Here is a 16677-nt window from a genome sequence, read left to right as displayed (position 1 = left end):
GCCCTGCCCATCCAGTCACGCGCATCATACCGCGCGCCCGCACAAGCCTCAATGCATGGCAAATCGCGCCACGCGCATTCCGGGCTGCACTGGCCTGCCCTTGTCGAAAGATTTCAGGGGGCGCGCAATTCGGCCATTCAGCTTTGCGCACAAACCGCCTATCTAGGGATCATGCTGAACTTCATCGAACATGGAACCCGCTCCGATCTGCCCGGTCTGCTGATCGCTCATGGCCTCTACGGCTCGGCCCGCAACTGGGGCGTGATCGCCAAGCGGCTGTCAGACACCCGCAAGATCATTGCCGTGGACATGCGCAATCATGGGGCCAGCCCGTGGGTCAGCAGCCACACCTATCCCGAAATGGCCGCTGACCTGGCCGAGGTGCTGGCCGTGCAGGACGGGCCGTTCGACGTTCTGGGGCATTCCATGGGCGGCAAGGCCGCCATGACGCTGGCCCTGCAACACCCCGATCTGGTGGGGCGCCTGATCGTCGCGGACATCGCGCCGGTGCCATATGAACACAGCCAGATCCGCTATGTTGATGCGCTCAAATCCGTCGATTTGTCCGGGCTTGAGAAACGCTCGGACGCGGCCGAGCGGATGGCACCGCTGATCGACGACCCGGCGCTCATCCCGTTTTTCCTGCAATCGCTGGACGTTGCCGCGGGGCGCTGGCGACTCAACCTCGATGCGTTGGGGGCGGCGATGCCGGACATCATGGGATTTCCCCAAATCGACACCTCATTCGAACGACCGGCGCTGTTTCTGACCGGCGGTCAATCCGACTACGTGCAACCCGAACACCGACCCGAGATCAAGCGCCTCTTCCCCAAGGCTCGATTCGTCAAACTGCCCGGGGCCGGTCACTGGTTGCACGCGGAAGAACCGCGCGCATTCGAGGCGACGGTGCGGGCCTGGCTGGATCGTGCCGGCTGATTTCGCGGGTTATTTTTTCAACGCCGCCAAGGCTGCCGACATTCCGTCAAGCGATACCGGAATTTCCAGCTTTTTCTCGGGAAACGCGACGAAAATCACCCGCGCGCCGTCGGCCCCTGCCAGCGCATCCAATTCCGCCGGCTTCATCAACCCCTGCGAAACGCAATGGGTCTGCTGGCAGTACAGAAAATGCGACTGAGCAAGCGCTTCGCCCGCATCTGGGTCATCGCCTTCGGCAGCGTTCAGGACGATTTCCACGCCTTCCTGCAACAACACTTTGAGCGGCGTCTGAACCACGATCCAGAAATCCTTGTCCAACCCCAGCTGGCCGATTCCCATCTGGATGAGCGGACGTTCCACATCGTCGTCACCGCGCACCGTGACCTGTGTTCGCATTTCGCACTGTTCGCGCGGCTTTTCCGTGCTGCCCTCTTTGGCCGGAGGTGCAACACATTCCACGACCCAGTCACCGAAGACTTCTGTTGTCCGCTTCGGCTGCTCCGCCTCTTGCGCGCTGGCCGATGCAGCAAGACCTGCACAGATCAGCCAGATGCCGACAGGTCCCCGGAGGATGGATTTGGCGATGGAAAACATTCTGGGCTCACTTTCGCTTGTCTATCGGGAATGGCGCGCGACAGCGCCTGCGCCGCTGCGAGATGGCGATTTAAATGGAACACGGGTCCGAGCGCAACCGGGCATGAACGCATGTGGGCGATATCGCGTCATCAACGGGCCCGCATCAGTTCGACCAATGTACAGCGCGGATCGCCCGCGCGCAGCACCTGCCGCGATGTCTCGATCCAATCGGAGGCTTCGAGTTGCGGGAAAAACGTATCGGGGGCGTCCACTTCCAGATCGACCTCGGTGATCAGAAGCCGGTCCGCGCTCCCGATCATCTCCCGGTAAATGCCCGCACCGCCGATCCCGTAAAGGCGTGCATGCCCCTTTGACACGGCGAATTCCAGCGCTTCGCGCACCGAACCAAACCGCTCAGCACCGTCGATATCACGTGACGATACGACGATGTTCAGACGGTTTTTCAATGGCTTGTAGGGCAGGCTCTCCCATGTATTGCGTCCCATGATGATCGCGCCGCCAGTGGTTTCGCGCTGAAAGAACGCCAAGTCCTCTGGCGCATGCCAGGGGATATCCCCGTCCTTGCCGATGGCCCCGTTCCGGTCGCGGGCGACGACGAGCGACAGCATCAGACCGCCACCGGGGCACGAATGCCCGGATCGGGATCATACCCGGTGATCTCGAAATCGTCGTAACGAAAATCAAACAGCGAACTGACATCGCGAGTAATCCGCAGTTGCGGCAGCGGCTTGGGCGTACGCGCCAATTGTTTTTCCACCTGTTCCATATGGTTGAGATAGATATGCGCGTCGCCCAGCGTATGCACGAAATCGCCTGGTTCATACCCGGTTACATGCGCCAGCATATGCAGCAAGAGCGCATAGGAGGCGATGTTGAACGGCACGCCAAGGAACATGTCGGCCGAGCGCTGGTAGAGTTGCAGATGCAGCTTGCCGCCCGTGATCCGCACCTGCCACATCGTATGGCACGGCGGCAGCGCCATCTGCGGCACATCGCCGGGGTTCCATGCCGACACAATCATCCGGCGGCTGTCCGGGCTTTTCCGTATCAGTGTCAGCAGATCCTCGATCTGGTCAATGGTACGGGCGCGAAACACCGGCCCGCCGTCCACCACGCCCGCCGCCGCACCCAGCGCCGGAAAGCGCCGCCATTGCGCGCCGTAAACCGGGCCGAGATCACCGTTCTCATCGGCCCATTCATCCCAGATAGAAACGCCGTTATCCTTGAGGTAGCCGATATTGGTGTCCCCCGACAGGAACCACAGCAATTCATGTATGATCGAGCGCAGATGCAACTTTTTCGTCGTCACCAGCGGAAACCCATCAGCCATCCGGTAGCGGCTCTGCACGCCAAAATGCGATATGGTGCCAGTGCCGGTACGGTCGCTGGACCGCACGCCCTCGGTCAGAACAGTTCTCAATACGTCGTGATATTGCTGCACTCTTGCCCCCCGAGGCTCTGCGCTTTGGTCCAGAGTTACCCGGCGGCTTGCAGGATCACAAGTTTGATCATGCCGGTAACCGGGGGTAGACGGCACCGCAATTGCCCCTAGACTCAGAGGCAACACGCAAAACAGGAGTACCACCGATGAAAGTTCGATACTTGCACACCATGGTGCGCGTCAAAGATCTCGAGGCATCCATCGCCTTTTATAACCTTCTGGGGCTGAAAGAGACCCGCCGCATGGAAAATGAAGGCGGGCGGTTCACCCTTATTTTCATGGCCCCCGATGGGCAAGAGGAATGCCCGGTCGAACTGACTTACAATTGGGACGGCGACGATGCACTGCCCGACGACAGCCGCCATTTCGGCCATCTGGCATACGAGGTCAGCAACATCTACGAGATGTGCCAGCATCTTATGGACAATGGCGTGACCATCAACAGACCGCCGCGCGACGGGTATATGGCCTTCGTGCGCAGCCCTGACAACATTTCGATCGAGCTGCTGCAGGAAGGCGACGCGCTGCCCCCGCAAGAACCGTGGGCAAGCATGCAAAACACCGGGCATTGGTAAGGCTTGCATGCCTTCTGGGGCTGCTCTGGTCCGGAGTGGCGCAGGCCGAGTGTCGGCTTGCGCTGATCCTGGCGCTGGATGTGTCGGCCTCGGTGGATGCGGCCGAATATGACCTGCAACGGCTGGGGTTGGCGGCGGCGCTCGATTCGGCTGACGTCCGGGCCGCCATCCTGGAAGGCGCGCCGGGCGATGTGGCGCTGGCGGTCTATGAATGGTCCGGTCACTACCAACAGAAACTGCATCTCGACTGGACCTTGCTGCGCAGTCACGGCGACATCGACCGCGCGGTGCTGGCGCTGGGGCAAATGAAACGCAGTCATGACAATTTCCCCACCTCGGTCGGACAGGCACTGGCCTACGGCGCGTCGGTGATGGAACGCAGCCCTGCCTGCACCCGGCGCGTGATCGACATGTCCGGCGACGGGGTGAACAATTACGGCTTTCGCCCCGGCAATGCCTACCGGCACTTTCCGTTTCGCGATGTGGTGGTGAACGGGCTGGTGATACTCGGAGACGACCCCGATGTGTTCGCTTTCTATCTCAGCGAAGTCCTGCACGGCCCCGGCGCATTCCTTGAGACGGCGAACGGATTCGCCGATTTCCGCAATGCGATGACCCGCAAACTGCTCCGCGAAATCAGCGACATCATGCTGGGCGCGGTGCATAACCCGCCCGGCATCGCGGAGGCCGGGCCGCACGGATGAGGCTGATCCCCCTTCTGTGCGGGCTCTGCCTTTGTGCCGCGCCCGCCGGGGCGGCCTGCCGCCTTGCGCTGGTGCTGGGGCTGGATGTTTCCGGTTCGGTCGATGCCCGTGAGTACCGGCTGCAGCTTGATGGGGTGGCCGCCGCACTGGAAGCGGAGGCGGTGCAGGCCGCGCTGTTTGCCCAGCCCCGCGCGCATGTGGAGCTTGCCATCTTTCAATGGGGCGCGCCCTCGCAGCAATATCTGTTGCTGGACTGGACAACGCTTCGCACTCGCCAGGATACCGCGCTGGTGGCAGCGCGGCTTCGGTCCAGCACGCTCAGGTTCGACGACCCGTCCACCGCCATCGGCGCGGCGATCGACTTTGGCGCGGCGCTGCTGAACCAACGCGCAGAATGCTGGCAGCATACGCTGGATATCTCGGGCGATGGGCCGTCCAATGCGGGGCCACATCCCGGCAGTTTTCCGCGCGACGGGCGGATCAAGATCAACGGGCTGGTGGTCAACCCCTCTGGACGCGACAACACCGACAAGGATCTCAGCCAAGCGAAAACGCTGGCACACTATTACCTGAGCCAGGTGATTCGCGGCCCCGGAAGCTTTATCGAAACCACGGCGGATTTTGACGACTTCGAAAAGGCCATGACGCGCAAGCTGCTGCGCGAAGTCCAGGCGATGACCGTCTCGAAGCTCACCGCGCAGAAAAATCCGCGTGCCGCACCGTAGGGACATCAGTAAATGTAGCGGATCTGATCGCTCCAGTACCGCTCGACCCGGCGCAGGGCGGTGGCGATCTGGTCTATGCCGTCAGTGCCCAGCACCCCCTTGCCCTGCAACCCCTCGGCGTGCCGCTCGAACAGGCCGGCAATGATATCGCGTATCTCGCGCCCCTTCTGGGTCAGGCGGACCCGAACCGAGCGACGATCAATCTCGCAGCGCTGATGGTGCATATAGCCCATCTCGACCAGTTTCTTGAGATTGTAGCTGACGTTGCTGCCCTGATAGTAGCCGCGCGATTTAAGCTCGCCAGCGGTCACTTCGTTATCACCGATGTTGAACATCAGCAGCGCCTGAACCGCATTGATGTCCAGAATGCCGACGCGCTCGAATTCATCCTTGATCACGTCGAGCAACAACCGGTGCAGCCGTTCAACCAGTGCAAGGGCATCCAGATAGCCGGTCATGAACACATGTTCGTTGCCGGGGGGCGTCAGGGTGTCGTGCAAGCTCATTGTCATCTCCGTGCGAAACCGCTTGGAGAGTGACCCTGATCGAAAATGCCCAACAATCGGTTAAACCCTGACGTCAGAACCTAAAATGCGACCTATTTTGCCGCCGCGCCGTACCGGATGATGTCGTCGTTCAACTCCCGGAACCGCTCGGGTGGGGCAACCTGCCCCGAAACCCATTGATAGAGATCCTGATCGTTTTCCTCCAGAAATGCCTCGTAGAGATCCAGCATCTCGGAGCTCAACGACTCCAGCCGTGCCGCCGCGTAACGCGACAGCACGATATCCATTTCCTTGGTCCCGCGACGGATCGAACGCATGCCCAGTCGCCGCAACCTGATCGCGCGGGTTTCCTCAGGCAATCTCGGGCTCTCGCATGAGAGCTTGCAGCTCTTTCTCGACCCGAACAAGCCGCTCGGAGGCCAGACGCATCTGCACGCTGATCTCGCGCACTTCGCTCAAAAGTCCCGACGCGGTGCGCGACAATACCGCCCCCTCGGGTTCGCTGGGGCCGTCGCCCTGCCCGGTCAGCAGCCAACTGATCGATACGTTCAACAAACCGGCCATCATCGACAAACGGTTGGCCCGCGGCTCGGAATGATCATTCTCCCAATCTTCCATCGTCTTCTTCTTGACGCCCAGACGCTTTGCCAGTTCCCCTTGGGTCATTCCGGCCTGTTCACGGGCGCCCGCCAAGCGGTCGCCGAATGTGGTTGCATCCGGGTGATACCAACCATCGAGTGCTATTGCAGTCATCATCGTCCTTTCTGGCGATCATCCTTGATCCACCTTCCAGCGCAACCTAAGACATTGCGAGCCATGATTCAAACCGGAGCCCGTCATGAATGCCCTTTCCGCGACACTATCGCGCGTCAAGCCATCGCCAACCATCGCCGTCAGCACCAAGGCGAGAGAGCTGAAAGAGGCCGGTCGCGACGTCATCGGCCTCGGTGCCGGTGAGCCCGATTTCGACACGCCCGAGAACATCGCGGCCGCCGGTATCCGTGCGATCCAGGAAGGCAAGACGCGCTATACTGCCCCCGACGGCATCATCGAACTGAAACAGGCCGTCTGCGCCAAGCTGAAACGCGACAACGCGCTGGAGTATACGCCCGCACAGGTCAGCATCGGCACCGGTGGCAAACAGATCCTTTACAACGCGCTGATGGCCACGCTCAATCCGGGCGACGAGGTCGTGATCCCCGCCCCCTACTGGGTCAGCTACCCCGACATGGTGCTGCTGGCAGGCGGCGAGCCGGTCATTGCCGAGGCATCCATGCAGACCGGCTACAAGCTGACCGCCGATCAGCTTGAGGCGGCGATCACCCCCAAAACCAAATGGTTCATCTTCAACTCGCCATCGAACCCCACCGGCGCGGGCTATAGCTGGGAAGAACTGAAGGCGCTGACCGACGTGTTGCTGCGGCATCCGCATGTCATGGTGATGACCGACGACATGTACGAGCACCTCGCCTATGGCGATTTCGAGTTCTGCACCCCGGCGCAGGTCGAGCCACAGCTTTATGACCGTACATTGACCTGCAACGGCGTGTCCAAGGCCTATGCGATGACCGGCTGGCGTATCGGCTATGCGGCCGGGCCCGAGTGGCTGATCGGTGCGATGCGCAAGATCCAGAGCCAGAGCACATCCAACCCCTGCACCATCAGCCAGTGGGCCGCGGTCGAGGCGCTGAACGGCACCCAGGATTTCATCCCCAAAAACAACGCCGTGTTCAAACGCCGCCGCGATCTGGTGGTCAGGATGCTCAACGAGGCAGAGGGTATCCAGTGTCCGACGCCGGATGGCGCATTCTATGTCTATCCCTCAATCGCAGGGCTGATCGGCAAGACCAGCAAGGGCGGCACCGTGATCAGCGATGACGAAGCATTTGCCACCGCGCTACTGGAGGAAACCGGCGTCGCGGTTGTCTTCGGCGCGGCATTCGGGCTCTCTCCGAACTTCCGTGTCAGCTATGCGACCTCCGATGCGGCGCTGGAAGACGCCTGCACGCGCATTCAGGCGTTCTGCGCAGCACTACGATAGGGCGCGAGCCACCTACATCCAACCGGAGCGCTTTCAACGCTCCGGTATCCCTGCCCCTCGGGCCAGAAGGCCAGCAGGGATGACACCAGATCCTGCAAACGCTTACTCACGGCAACGGGCATACGCGCCCCCTGTTAGACGCAGCGCGCCATAATTGGCATTTACAATACCTATTAATCATCTATGACAGTATCAATGCGCGCGCCGCCAACCACGGCGCGTCAGGCCCGAATTTTCGGCTCCCACGGGGGACCGGCCAGAGGGGTCGCTTCCTGACCCGCTGCAAAACAGGGAAGACGGAGATGGAAGACGCCTCGGAAATGGCCCGGTTGCCACTGAAAAAGCAGCCCAGACTTGTCCCGGCGACACAGGGCGTTGTCTGCAAACAGGTTGAAAGGAAGCAATTTCCCGTCAACCCGTCGATCAGGCTGATCGAAGTGGTGGTCCCACCCCCTGATAATACGCACACGCTCGGCGACCTTGAACGCCTGACAGCGGCACTCGCTCAAAGCTCCGGTCTTGAGCCGGATGTCGGGATTGAAGTTCTGGCATCCCTGCAAGCAAAGCTGCGCGCCAATGGCTGGCGCGTGACCTGCGTGATCCGGCTGGGCGACCAGCGCCGCAATCCCGAACTTATCGACATTTGGCCGGGCACGACGGCACCCGTCGCCTGCGGGATTGCCGTCGACATTGGATCGACCACGATCATGGCCTATCTGTGTGACCTCGCAACCGGCGATGTTCTTGCCGCCGCCGAAATCGTCAATCCGCAGGTCACTTATGGTGCGGATGTCATGACACGGGTCAGCCATTCGATGATGCATCCCGGCACGCATCTGGACATGACCGCTGCGGTTCGGGACGGGGTGCGCCAACTGGTCGGGCATTTGACCGCAAATTGTGGTGTCCCTGCGGATCACGTGCTGGATGCCACAGTCGTGTGCAACCCGATCATGCATCACCTATATCTGGGGTTCGATCCGGTGGAACTGGGCCAGGCGCCGTTTACCTTTGCCACCTCGAATGCCCTTCGTGTTGCCGCCCGCGACGTGGGGCTACCCATCCATGCGCGCGCGCAGGTCTATCTGCTGCCGGCTGTTGGCAACCATGTCGGCGCAGATGCCGCTGCGGTATTGCTGAGTGAGACCCCCGAGGCCAGCAAGGCCCTCAGCCTGATTGTCGATATCGGCACCAATGCAGAGATTTTCCTGGGCAACGCCTCTGGCATTGTTGCCTCCTCGTCTCCGACCGGTCCGGCCCTCGAAGGGGCCGAGATAACCCACGGGCAGCGCGCGGCCCCCGGCGCGATCGAGACCGTCCGCATTGATCCTGTCAGCAAGCGGATCCGCTTCAGGGTCATCGGATCCGAAGTCTGGTCAGACGATCCGGCCTTCGCGGCTTCCATCAGCGACATCGGCGTTACGGGCATCTGCGGTTCGGGTGTGATCGAGCTTGTCGCGGAAATGCGCATGGCAGGTCTCATCGACCAGACAGGGCGCATCGGAAGCCCCGAGGAAACCGGATGCGCGCAGTGCTTTCTGGATGGTCGGACATATTCGGTGTCCTTGTACGACGCCGCCAACATCTGCTTTACCAATAACGATGTTCGCGAGGTGCAGATGGCAAAGGCCGCGCTCTATGCCAGCATTCGCCTGCTGATGGACGAATCCGCCGTGCAGACGGTCGACAGGATCGTTCTTGCCGGTGCATTCGGCAGCCACATCTCGCCGAAACACGCAATCGTGCTGGGGCTGATCCCCGATTGCGCCTTCGACAAGGTGACCGCCGTTGGCAATGCCGCAGGCAGCGGCGCATGCATGGCGCTTCTTGATGTGAGCGCACGCCACCGGATCGAGGGCGCGGTGCGGACCATCCGAAATATCGAGACGGCGACACATCCGAGCTTCCAGAAATATTTCCTGAACGCCTCCGACATTCCGAATGCGGCTGATCCCTTTCCCTGCCTTGCGACCCATCTGGCATTGCCTGATCTCGATTTTCGCAAACGCTCCAGCCGCCAGCGCACCCGGCATCAGGCCTCCTGATCGCCTGAAACGCAGAGATTACCCCCCGGATGCTCTGCACACTTTCCTAAAAGCCACCCGCCTGTTATGTCCGGATAAAACCGTAAACCCATATCAATGTTTCGTAGGGGCGCATATGGCCGGAGAGCTACCGGAATATTATTTCAGGGTACGCGAAAACGGTGCCTTCGTGTTCCGCGTCGATACCGAGAACCGGCAGCGCCGGATCGACATGGACCAAATTGCGGTGGTCAACATCCGCAACGGCCAGATCAAGCCGCATGGCGACCGGGAACTGTCAGAGCGCGATACCGAAGTCATTCAGGAATGGATGGCGGAACGTCGGGAATTGCAGGAATACCGCGATATCGACGACATCCACAGGGCCGTCGATTACCTGAACACCACCACCCACTGGGCGCAATCGCGCGCCACCGATGAGCAGCTTGAGGCGGTGACAGATGCATTGCTGCTGGCGATGCACGATCTGCGCACGGTGCTGGTCCGCAAGAAGGCCGACATGCTGCTGAAAGGCGACGACGACGCGGATGACGATTAGGGCGCGCGCACCCGATCACACGGGTCGGCATATTCCGCAATCCGGCAACGCGGCCAGACCCGCTGCGCGCCATGGACGCCGTGGCCGGCGCCCGATCAGCAACCAATTTTGGGCCTTCAGACCCCGGTTGCCGGCCCACCCTTTGCATGCCGCTGCAGCCAGAGCCAGAACCGCGCCAGCATGAACACCGCCGCAAAGGCCAGCCCCAGCGCAAGGCCCAGCCATATGCCCACGCCCCCATAGCCCAGCGTGAAGCCAAAGACATAGCTGACCGGAATGCCGATACCCCAATAGCTGAAGGCGGCGATAATCATCGGCACGCGGGTGTCCTGCACCCCGCGCAACAGGCCCAGCGCCATGACCTGCCCGGCATCCACCAGTTGAAACAGCGCCGCCGCCGCCAACAGCCAGACACCGATCGCGATCACCGCGCCGCGCTGCGGCTCGGTTGGGCTCATGAAGGTGCCGATCAGGAATTCGGGCACCGTGAAAAACACGATCATCGTCAGCGCCGCAACCCCGAGAGACATGGCCACCGCAACCTTGGCGCCGTCTTTCAGGCTGCGCGTGTCGCCGGTACCGTAAGCCTGCCCCGCCCGCACGGTCGCGGCGTTCGACAGGCCCAGATGGATCATGAACGTGATGGACGCGATCTGAAGCGCAATCCCATGCGCCGCCAGTTGCACCGTGCCCAGCCAGCCCATCATGATCGAAGACGCGGCAAAGAGGCCTACTTCGGCCAGATTGGTCATGCCGATCGGCCAGCCAAGGCGAAACACATCGCGCAACGCTTCCCAGTCGGGGCGCCAGACGCGGGTGAACATTGCATGTTCGGGCAAGGCGAAAGCGACATAGATCGCCAGCCCCAGCAGGGATGCGGTCGTCACCGTTGCCGACGCGATGGCAGCGCCTACGATACCCAGCTCGGGAAAACCCATATTGCCGAAAATCAGCAGGTAATTCACCACCACGTTCAGCGCCACCGCCCCCAGCGTGACCCACAGAACGACATGGGTGCGCTCCAGCGCCGCAAGACAGGATTTGAACACCATCACCAACAAGGCCGGGATTATCACGAAACCGACGATGCTGAGGTATTGTCCGGCCATGGCCGAAATCCCGACGTCCTGGCCCAGCGCCAGGAAAAGCGATTCTGAAAAATACGTCAGTGGCAAAATCACCACGCCGAATGCAATGGATGCCCAGCACCCCATGCGCGTGACACGGCGCACCTGCGTTTCCTGCCCCGAGGCCTGCGCGGAGGCAACCATCGGCATCACCGCAAAGGCAAAGCCCGATCCCATGATAAAGATCACGAAAAACAGCGTCCCACCCAGCACTTCGGCAGCCAGCGCATCGACGTTGTACCACCCCAGCATCAGCGCATCCGTGAGCGTGATGGCGAACTGCGCCAGATGGCTGCCGACCAACGGAAGTCCCAACGTTAGCAGGCGCTTGGCGTGGTGGCGATTTTGTCCATGTTGTCTCATGCCCTACCCCTATGTCGCGCGCGTCCGCACGGCAAGCTGTCCTTTGGGCGAATATGTCGATTGAGAGAGCGCGTCGCCCTCAGCGCGGCGCGCGCCCTTCGGGATGCAGCGATTTGCCAAATATGTGCGACGCATTGTGAATGACGTGCTGCGCGTTGCACACGATCAGCGGGTCAGGCGCGACCGCGATCTCGGGGTCCTTGTCCGGATAATCGAGCATGCTGAGGAAATGCAGCATGCAGTTCAACCGTGCGCGTTTCTTGTCATCCGACTTGATCACCGTCCATGGCGCATCCGCCGTGTCGGTATAGAAAAACATTGCCTCCTTGGCCTCGGTGTAATCCTGCCATTTGTCGAGGCTCTGCTTGTCGATCGGGCTCAGCTTCCATTGCTTCAGCGGATCGGTCGCGCGGCTGGCAAAACGGCGCTTCTGCATCTCTTGCGTGACCGAGAACCAGTATTTGAACAGCCGTATCCCCGAACGCACCAGCATTCGCTCCAGTTCTGGTGTCTGGCGCATGAATTCGAGGTATTCGTTCGGCTCGCAAAAGCCCATGACCCGCTCGACCCCGGCACGGTTGTACCAGGACCGGTCATAGAACACCATTTCTCCGGTCGTTGGCAGATGCTCGATATAGCGCTGAAAGAACCACTGCCCGCGTTCCTTGTCGGTCGGCTTGGTCAGCGCCACGACACGGGCCTCGCGCGGGTTCAGATGCTCGGTAAATCGCTTGATCGTGCCGCCCTTGCCCGCGGCATCGCGCCCCTCGAACAGCAAGACGATCTTCTGATCGGTGTCCTTGACCCAGTGCTGCACCTTCAGCAACTCGGTCTGAAGAAGGGCCTTTTGCGCCTCGTAGGGCGCGCGGCCCAGCTTGTCCTTGTAAGGATATTCACCATTCTCGAATGAATGGCGCAGCTCATCCGCAGTGTCGGGGGAGGTTTTCGACGCTGACAGCGCCAGCTCCGCAGCACCATCCGCCTCTGTCGTGACCTGCCCGGCCTTCATTGGTTTGCCCGTGGGGGCAGTTTCGCTCCTGTTTACCATCCCGCGTGTCCTCCCTGCTGATACACGACCATGCTAGCGCTATCTCACGCTGCATGTCTTGATCAGGGTCAAGGGAATGGAAAGCGCCCGAAACGCCTCACCGGGCGCGGCGTCAATGCGTCCAGACGGCCCGGCGGTTGGTGGCAAAATTGTCGCCATAGCCACCGGGGCGGACATTGGTCTTGCGGGGTTTGGGATCCTGCACAACAGCGTCGATGCCATGCTCGCGCGCGTATTCGAGCGCGGCCTCCTTGGTCGGAAAGGTCAGCCGCACCTGCGCCTGTGTGTCCGAGGACGACGTCCAGCCCATCAGCGGATCGACCTCGCGCGCCGTATCGTTGACGAATTCCAGAACCCATTTACGGGTTTTTGCCGTGCCCGAAGACATTGCGCTACGGGCGGGTTTGTAAATACGGGCAGGCATGCGCGTCTCCTTTTAGCTCAGGCGTTTATCCCAAATTCACGGCACTTGGGCAAGGTGTCATCGCAGCGCGCTGGCAGGTCATGCCGCCGCATGCCCCCTTGCCTGCGCGTCGCGTAGAATGTCAGGATGGGTGAAGTAACTCCCATGCAATTCAAGTGAGGTTGAATCTTGACCATCAAGATCGAAATGCTCCGGTATTTTCGGGCCGTCGCGGATGCCGGCAGCCTGGCCGATGCGGCAGCAGCCCTGGGTCGCACCCCGTCGGCCGTTTCGATGATGCTGCGCCAGTTTGAAGATCATGTCGACGCCCCCCTGTTCGAAAGCGCCCGCAAATCACGCCTGACGCCGCTGGGCGCCCAGATCGCCGAAAAGGCCGCGCAGGAACTGGGCCATTTCGACCGGACAGTGGCCGCGATCGAGGCGCTGGCCCGCGCCGAGGAGGGCCATGTGCGCCTGTCGGTCACACCCTCGGTCGCACAAACCATCATGCCGCCAATCCTGGAACGCTATATGCAGGACCGCCCCGGTGTCCGCATCGAGATGCGAGACACCGACAGCGCATCAGTGCAGCGCGATCTGGAGCAAGGCAACGCCGACATCGGCATGGCGACCCTCGCGCCCTTCCCCGGTTTTGATCGCGAGTTGATCTTTTCCGACGCTTTCGGCGTCGTGTGCCCGGTCGGGCACCCACTGGCACAGCACTGGACCCACATGGGATGGAGCGATCTGGAGGCGCTCGACTTCATTGCCAACGGCCTCTGTCAGCAGATCAGCGATCCGGCATTCCAGCCCATTCTGCGCTCCTCTCGCCTGATGGTGCATAACACCGCATCCATCCTCAGCCTCGTGCGCGCCGGTGCTGGCATCACCATCCTGCCCGAACTGGCAGTGCTGCCCGAATTCATGGACCTTGAGTTCCTGCCACTTGCCGACACCACCACCCGACGCGATGTCTGGATGCTCACCCCCGCGCACAGCGCCATGACTCCCGCCGCCGCTGCATTGGCCCAGGCGGTCCGGAATGCGGAAATCCTGCCGCCCTCGAAACTTCAGGGAAACTGAATTATTTTCAACAAGTTTTCGTTTGCCTCAAGTTGCGCCCTCTGGCTAGATGCACCCTGCCCCCTCAATGCGCGCGAAAGGAAACGACTCATGGCCGATCTTCAGAAGAACTACATCGCTGGTGACTGGTGCGCTGGCGCGTCCGAGATCGAGAACCGCAACCCGTCTGACCTGAGCGACCTCGTCGGCATCTATGCGCAAGCCAGCGCAGACCAGCTGGATCAGGCCCTGGCCGCCGCCCGCCGCGCGCAGACCGAATGGGCCGGCTACGGGATGGAACGCAAGCAGGCCGTACTGATGGCGATCGGCACCGAGTTGATGGCGCGCGCCGAAGAGCTGGGCACCCTGCTGAGCCGCGAAGAGGGCAAGCCGCTGGCCGAGGGCAAGGGCGAGGTTTACCGCGCCGGACAGTTTTTCACCTACTACGCCGCCGAATGCCTGCGCCAGTTGGGCGAGAATGCCGACAGCGTGCGCCCCGGCGTCGAGATCGACGTGCGCCGCGAACCGGTGGGTGTGGTCGCCGTTATCAGCCCGTGGAACTTCCCCACCGCCACCGCCAGCTGGAAAATCGCACCCGCCCTGGCATATGGCAACGCGGTGCTGTGGAAGCCGGCGAACGTCACACCCGCCTCTGCAGTGGCGCTCACGGAAATCATTAGCCGTCAGGACATCCCCAAAGGGCTGTTCAATCTGGTGATGGGGGCAGGTCGCGACGTGGGCCAGCGTCTGGTCGAAAGCCCGCAGGTCGATGCCATCTCCTTCACCGGCTCCGTGCCCGTGGGCCGCGGCATCGCCTCTGCCGCGATCCAGAATTTCACCCGCGTACAGATGGAAATGGGCAGCAAGAACGCGCTCGCCGTGATGGATGACGCCGATCTCGATCTGGCGGTGACCCTCGCACTTGGCGGCGCCTTCGGTGGATCGGGTCAGAAATGCACCGCCTCCTCGCGCCTGATCGTGCACGAGGCCGTGCATGACGCCTTCGTCGAAAAACTGGTCAAGGGCGCGCAGGCGATGAAGGTCGGCCACGCGCTGGCAGAAGGCACACAGATCGGCCCAGTGGTCAGCGAGGCCCAACTTTCAGAGAACCTGAAATATGTTGAACTGGGAAAATCCGAAGGCGCCGAACTGGCCTGCGGCGGCGTCCGGGTCGAGCGCGAGACAGAAGGCTATTACATGACGCCCGGCGTCTTCCTGAACACCACCAACGCCATGCGCATCAACCGCGAGGAAATGTTCGCGCCACTGGCCGCCGTGATCAAAGTGGGCAGCTATGACGAAGCCCTGCACACCGTCAACGACACCAATTTCGGCCTGACCTCGGGCATCGTCACCCGCAGCCTCGCACGCGCCACGCATTTCCGCCGCAACGCGCGCACCGGCGTCGTCACGGTCAACCTGCCGACCGCCGGCACCGACTATCACGTCCCCTTCGGCGGGCGAGGCGACAGCTCTTACGGGCCGCGCGAACAGGGCCAGACCGCGCGCGAATTCTACACCGTGGTCAAGACTGCCTATATCGCGGCGGGCGATCCGGCATGACCTACCGCATCGACTGCCTGCAATATGCCAACTGGTCGGAAAAGATATTTCGCCAGATGCGGCAGGGCGGCCTGGACGCGGTACACGTGACGATCAGCTATCACGAGAATTTCCGCGAAACCGTGCTGAACATCGAGAAATGGAACCGCTGGTTCGAACAATATCCCGACCTGATCATGAAGGGGCGGTGGGCAGGCGATGTGCGCACCGCGCACGAGACCGGCCGAACCGCCATCTTCTTCGGCTTTCAGAACCCCAGCCCGATCGAGGACGATATCGGTCTGGTCGAGGTGCTGCACGATCTTGGTGCGCGGTTCATGCAGCTGAGCTATAACAACCAGTCGCTTCTGGCCACGGGCTGTTACGAGGCCGAAGATCCGGGCATCACCCGCATGGGCCGCGAGGTCATCAAGGAGATGAACCGCGTCGGGCTGGTCATCGACATGAGCCATTCGGCAGATCGCTCGACCATTGAGGCCGCAGAGCTGTCGGCGCGGCCTATCACCATCACCCACGCCAACCTGCACGATTGGCAGCCAGCCCTGCGCAACAAACGCGATGATGTAGTGCGCGCGGTCACCGAACGCGGTGGCATGATGGGCTTCTCGCTCTATCCTCACCACCTCAAGGACAAATCCGACTGCACGCTGGAGAGCTTCTGCACCATGATCGCCAGCGCTGCCGAACGCTACGGGGCAGAGCATTTCGGCATCGGCAGCGACCTGTGTCAGGATCAGCCCGACAGTGTGGTGGAATGGATGCGCACCGGGCGCTGGACCAAGAGCGTGGACTACGGCGAAGGCTCTGCTGCCGCCCCCGGCTTCCCGCCGCAACCGGGCTGGTTCACCGATAACCGCGATTTCGGCAATATCGAAAGCGGCCTGCGCAAGATCGGCTTTGATGACGCAGAAGTCGCCGGGCTGATGGGCGGCAACTGGCTGCGCTTTTTCGAGGAAAATTTCACGCCGTCCGACGCAGGATGACGCCCAAGCCAAGGAGGAGC

Annotated in this window: 19 protein-coding genes; 10 read left to right on the top strand and 9 right to left on the bottom strand. The window is 61.6% G+C overall.

Features of this window, described 5'->3' with window-relative positions; all coding sequences use genetic code 11:
- The first annotated feature begins 171 nt into the window (after positions 1 to 171).
- Entirely contained in the window at positions 172 to 936 is a 765-nt protein-coding gene (locus tag O3306_RS10555) for an alpha/beta fold hydrolase (RefSeq protein ID WP_272007062.1), read from the top strand.
- A 9-nt stretch (positions 937 to 945) separates the two neighbouring features.
- On the opposite strand, the gene O3306_RS10550 is transcribed toward O3306_RS10555, so the two are convergent.
- From O3306_RS10550 to O3306_RS10540, 3 genes are all read right to left on the bottom strand, one after another.
- On the bottom strand, positions 946 to 1530 hold the full coding sequence (locus tag O3306_RS10550) for an invasion associated locus B family protein (protein WP_272006709.1): 585 nt from the start codon (positions 1528 to 1530) through the stop codon (positions 946 to 948).
- 131 nt (positions 1531 to 1661) lie between these two features.
- Positions 1662 to 2141, bottom strand: a complete 480-nt coding sequence (locus tag O3306_RS10545; RefSeq protein ID WP_272006707.1) for a dihydrofolate reductase — start codon at positions 2139 to 2141, stop codon at positions 1662 to 1664.
- A complete protein-coding gene (locus O3306_RS10540; RefSeq protein ID WP_272006706.1) occupies positions 2141 to 2974 on the bottom strand; it encodes a thymidylate synthase in 834 nt (277 codons plus the stop codon). The genes O3306_RS10545 and O3306_RS10540 overlap by 1 nt, the downstream gene beginning before the upstream one ends.
- 146 nt (positions 2975 to 3120) lie before the next feature.
- Here O3306_RS10540 and O3306_RS10535 point away from each other — a divergent pair, with 146 nt between their 5' ends.
- Genes O3306_RS10535 through O3306_RS10525 form a run of 3 tightly spaced genes read left to right on the top strand, consistent with a single transcriptional unit; the run spans position 3121 to position 4978 of the window.
- The gene (locus tag O3306_RS10535; protein ID WP_272006704.1) at positions 3121 to 3549 is read left to right on the top strand and encodes a VOC family protein; all 429 of its coding nucleotides are present in this window, start codon (positions 3121 to 3123) and stop codon (positions 3547 to 3549) included.
- Positions 3543 to 4253 (top strand): DUF1194 domain-containing protein, encoded by a 711-nt coding sequence (locus O3306_RS10530; protein WP_272006703.1) that lies wholly within the window; start codon positions 3543 to 3545, stop codon positions 4251 to 4253. The genes O3306_RS10535 and O3306_RS10530 overlap by 7 nt, the downstream gene beginning before the upstream one ends.
- Positions 4250 to 4978, top strand: a complete 729-nt coding sequence (locus O3306_RS10525; RefSeq protein WP_272006702.1) for a DUF1194 domain-containing protein — start codon at positions 4250 to 4252, stop codon at positions 4976 to 4978. The genes O3306_RS10530 and O3306_RS10525 overlap by 4 nt, the downstream gene beginning before the upstream one ends.
- A gap of 5 nt (positions 4979 to 4983) precedes the next feature.
- On the opposite strand, the gene O3306_RS10520 is transcribed toward O3306_RS10525, so the two are convergent.
- From O3306_RS10520 to O3306_RS10510, 3 genes are all read right to left on the bottom strand, one after another.
- Positions 4984 to 5484 (bottom strand): MarR family winged helix-turn-helix transcriptional regulator, encoded by a 501-nt coding sequence (locus O3306_RS10520; RefSeq protein WP_272006700.1) that lies wholly within the window; start codon positions 5482 to 5484, stop codon positions 4984 to 4986.
- Positions 5485 to 5576: 92 nt separating this feature from the next.
- Complete coding sequence (locus O3306_RS10515) at positions 5577 to 5801, bottom strand: succinate dehydrogenase assembly factor 2 (protein WP_272006698.1); 225 nt, start codon at positions 5799 to 5801, stop codon at positions 5577 to 5579.
- 34 nt (positions 5802 to 5835) lie between these two features.
- Positions 5836 to 6240: a helix-turn-helix domain-containing protein gene (locus O3306_RS10510; protein ID WP_334312349.1), complete on the bottom strand. Its 405-nt coding sequence runs from the start codon at positions 6238 to 6240 to the stop codon at positions 5836 to 5838.
- Positions 6241 to 6322: 82 nt separating this feature from the next.
- Here O3306_RS10510 and O3306_RS10505 point away from each other — a divergent pair, with 82 nt between their 5' ends.
- From O3306_RS10505 to O3306_RS10495, 3 genes are all read left to right on the top strand, one after another.
- Entirely contained in the window at positions 6323 to 7525 is a 1203-nt protein-coding gene (locus O3306_RS10505; RefSeq protein ID WP_272006696.1) for a pyridoxal phosphate-dependent aminotransferase, read from the top strand.
- Between the two features lie 302 nt (positions 7526 to 7827).
- Positions 7828 to 9570 (top strand): ASKHA domain-containing protein, encoded by a 1743-nt coding sequence (locus tag O3306_RS10500; protein ID WP_272006695.1) that lies wholly within the window; start codon positions 7828 to 7830, stop codon positions 9568 to 9570.
- Positions 9571 to 9685: 115 nt separating this feature from the next.
- A complete protein-coding gene (locus O3306_RS10495) occupies positions 9686 to 10108 on the top strand; it encodes a hypothetical protein (protein ID WP_272006693.1) in 423 nt (140 codons plus the stop codon).
- 116 nt (positions 10109 to 10224) lie between these two features.
- Here the strand turns inward: O3306_RS10495 and O3306_RS10490 are convergent, their stop codons facing one another.
- From O3306_RS10490 to O3306_RS10480, 3 genes are all read right to left on the bottom strand, one after another.
- A complete protein-coding gene (locus O3306_RS10490; protein ID WP_272006692.1) occupies positions 10225 to 11598 on the bottom strand; it encodes an MATE family efflux transporter in 1374 nt (457 codons plus the stop codon).
- Positions 11599 to 11677: 79 nt separating this feature from the next.
- Complete coding sequence (gene ppk2, locus O3306_RS10485) at positions 11678 to 12646, bottom strand: polyphosphate kinase 2 (protein ID WP_442969992.1); 969 nt, start codon at positions 12644 to 12646, stop codon at positions 11678 to 11680.
- Positions 12647 to 12758: 112 nt separating this feature from the next.
- A complete protein-coding gene (locus tag O3306_RS10480; RefSeq protein ID WP_272006690.1) occupies positions 12759 to 13070 on the bottom strand; it encodes an ETC complex I subunit in 312 nt (103 codons plus the stop codon).
- Positions 13071 to 13256: 186 nt separating this feature from the next.
- Between O3306_RS10480 and O3306_RS10475 the strand changes: the two genes are divergently transcribed.
- The 3 genes from O3306_RS10475 (at position 13257) to O3306_RS10465 (ending at position 16657) form a co-directional block, all read left to right on the top strand.
- Positions 13257 to 14132: a LysR family transcriptional regulator gene (locus O3306_RS10475; RefSeq protein ID WP_272006689.1), complete on the top strand. Its 876-nt coding sequence runs from the start codon at positions 13257 to 13259 to the stop codon at positions 14130 to 14132.
- A gap of 90 nt (positions 14133 to 14222) precedes the next feature.
- Complete coding sequence (locus O3306_RS10470) at positions 14223 to 15674, top strand: aldehyde dehydrogenase family protein (protein ID WP_272006687.1); 1452 nt, start codon at positions 14223 to 14225, stop codon at positions 15672 to 15674.
- Entirely contained in the window at positions 15671 to 16657 is a 987-nt protein-coding gene (locus O3306_RS10465; RefSeq protein WP_272006685.1) for a membrane dipeptidase, read from the top strand. The genes O3306_RS10470 and O3306_RS10465 overlap by 4 nt, the downstream gene beginning before the upstream one ends.
- Positions 16658 to 16677 lie beyond the last annotated feature (20 nt).

It is taken from the genome of Roseovarius sp. ZX-A-9, from assembly GCF_028369135.1.
Classification (GTDB): Bacteria; Pseudomonadota; Alphaproteobacteria; order Rhodobacterales; family Rhodobacteraceae; genus Roseovarius.
This window is presented reverse-complemented; position numbering and strand designations above follow the sequence as displayed.

Excerpts from the sequence above, each read along its gene's own strand:
- O3306_RS10525 (WP_272006702.1), top strand. The coding sequence starts at position 4,250 with ATGAGGCTGATCCCCCTTCTGTGCGGGCTCTGCCTTTGTGCCGCGCCC.
- ppk2 (WP_442969992.1), bottom strand. The coding sequence starts at position 12,646 with ATGGTAAACAGGAGCGAAACTGCCCCCACGGGCAAACCAATGAAGGCC.
- O3306_RS10515 (WP_272006698.1), bottom strand. The coding sequence starts at position 5,801 with ATGCGTTCGATCCGTCGCGGGACCAAGGAAATGGATATCGTGCTGTCG.
- O3306_RS10500 (WP_272006695.1), top strand. The coding sequence starts at position 7,828 with ATGGAAGACGCCTCGGAAATGGCCCGGTTGCCACTGAAAAAGCAGCCC.
- O3306_RS10480 (WP_272006690.1), bottom strand. The coding sequence starts at position 13,070 with ATGCCTGCCCGTATTTACAAACCCGCCCGTAGCGCAATGTCTTCGGGC.
- O3306_RS10520 (WP_272006700.1), bottom strand. The coding sequence starts at position 5,484 with ATGAGCTTGCACGACACCCTGACGCCCCCCGGCAACGAACATGTGTTC.
- O3306_RS10495 (WP_272006693.1), top strand. The coding sequence starts at position 9,686 with ATGGCCGGAGAGCTACCGGAATATTATTTCAGGGTACGCGAAAACGGT.
- O3306_RS10465 (WP_272006685.1), top strand. The coding sequence starts at position 15,671 with ATGACCTACCGCATCGACTGCCTGCAATATGCCAACTGGTCGGAAAAG.
- O3306_RS10555 (WP_272007062.1), top strand. The coding sequence starts at position 172 with ATGCTGAACTTCATCGAACATGGAACCCGCTCCGATCTGCCCGGTCTG.
- O3306_RS10545 (WP_272006707.1), bottom strand. The coding sequence starts at position 2,141 with ATGCTGTCGCTCGTCGTCGCCCGCGACCGGAACGGGGCCATCGGCAAG.
- O3306_RS10550 (WP_272006709.1), bottom strand. The coding sequence starts at position 1,530 with ATGTTTTCCATCGCCAAATCCATCCTCCGGGGACCTGTCGGCATCTGG.
- O3306_RS10505 (WP_272006696.1), top strand. The coding sequence starts at position 6,323 with ATGAATGCCCTTTCCGCGACACTATCGCGCGTCAAGCCATCGCCAACC.
- O3306_RS10510 (WP_334312349.1), bottom strand. The coding sequence starts at position 6,240 with ATGATGACTGCAATAGCACTCGATGGTTGGTATCACCCGGATGCAACC.
- O3306_RS10490 (WP_272006692.1), bottom strand. The coding sequence starts at position 11,598 with ATGAGACAACATGGACAAAATCGCCACCACGCCAAGCGCCTGCTAACG.
- O3306_RS10470 (WP_272006687.1), top strand. The coding sequence starts at position 14,223 with ATGGCCGATCTTCAGAAGAACTACATCGCTGGTGACTGGTGCGCTGGC.
- O3306_RS10535 (WP_272006704.1), top strand. The coding sequence starts at position 3,121 with ATGAAAGTTCGATACTTGCACACCATGGTGCGCGTCAAAGATCTCGAG.
- O3306_RS10475 (WP_272006689.1), top strand. The coding sequence starts at position 13,257 with ATGCTCCGGTATTTTCGGGCCGTCGCGGATGCCGGCAGCCTGGCCGAT.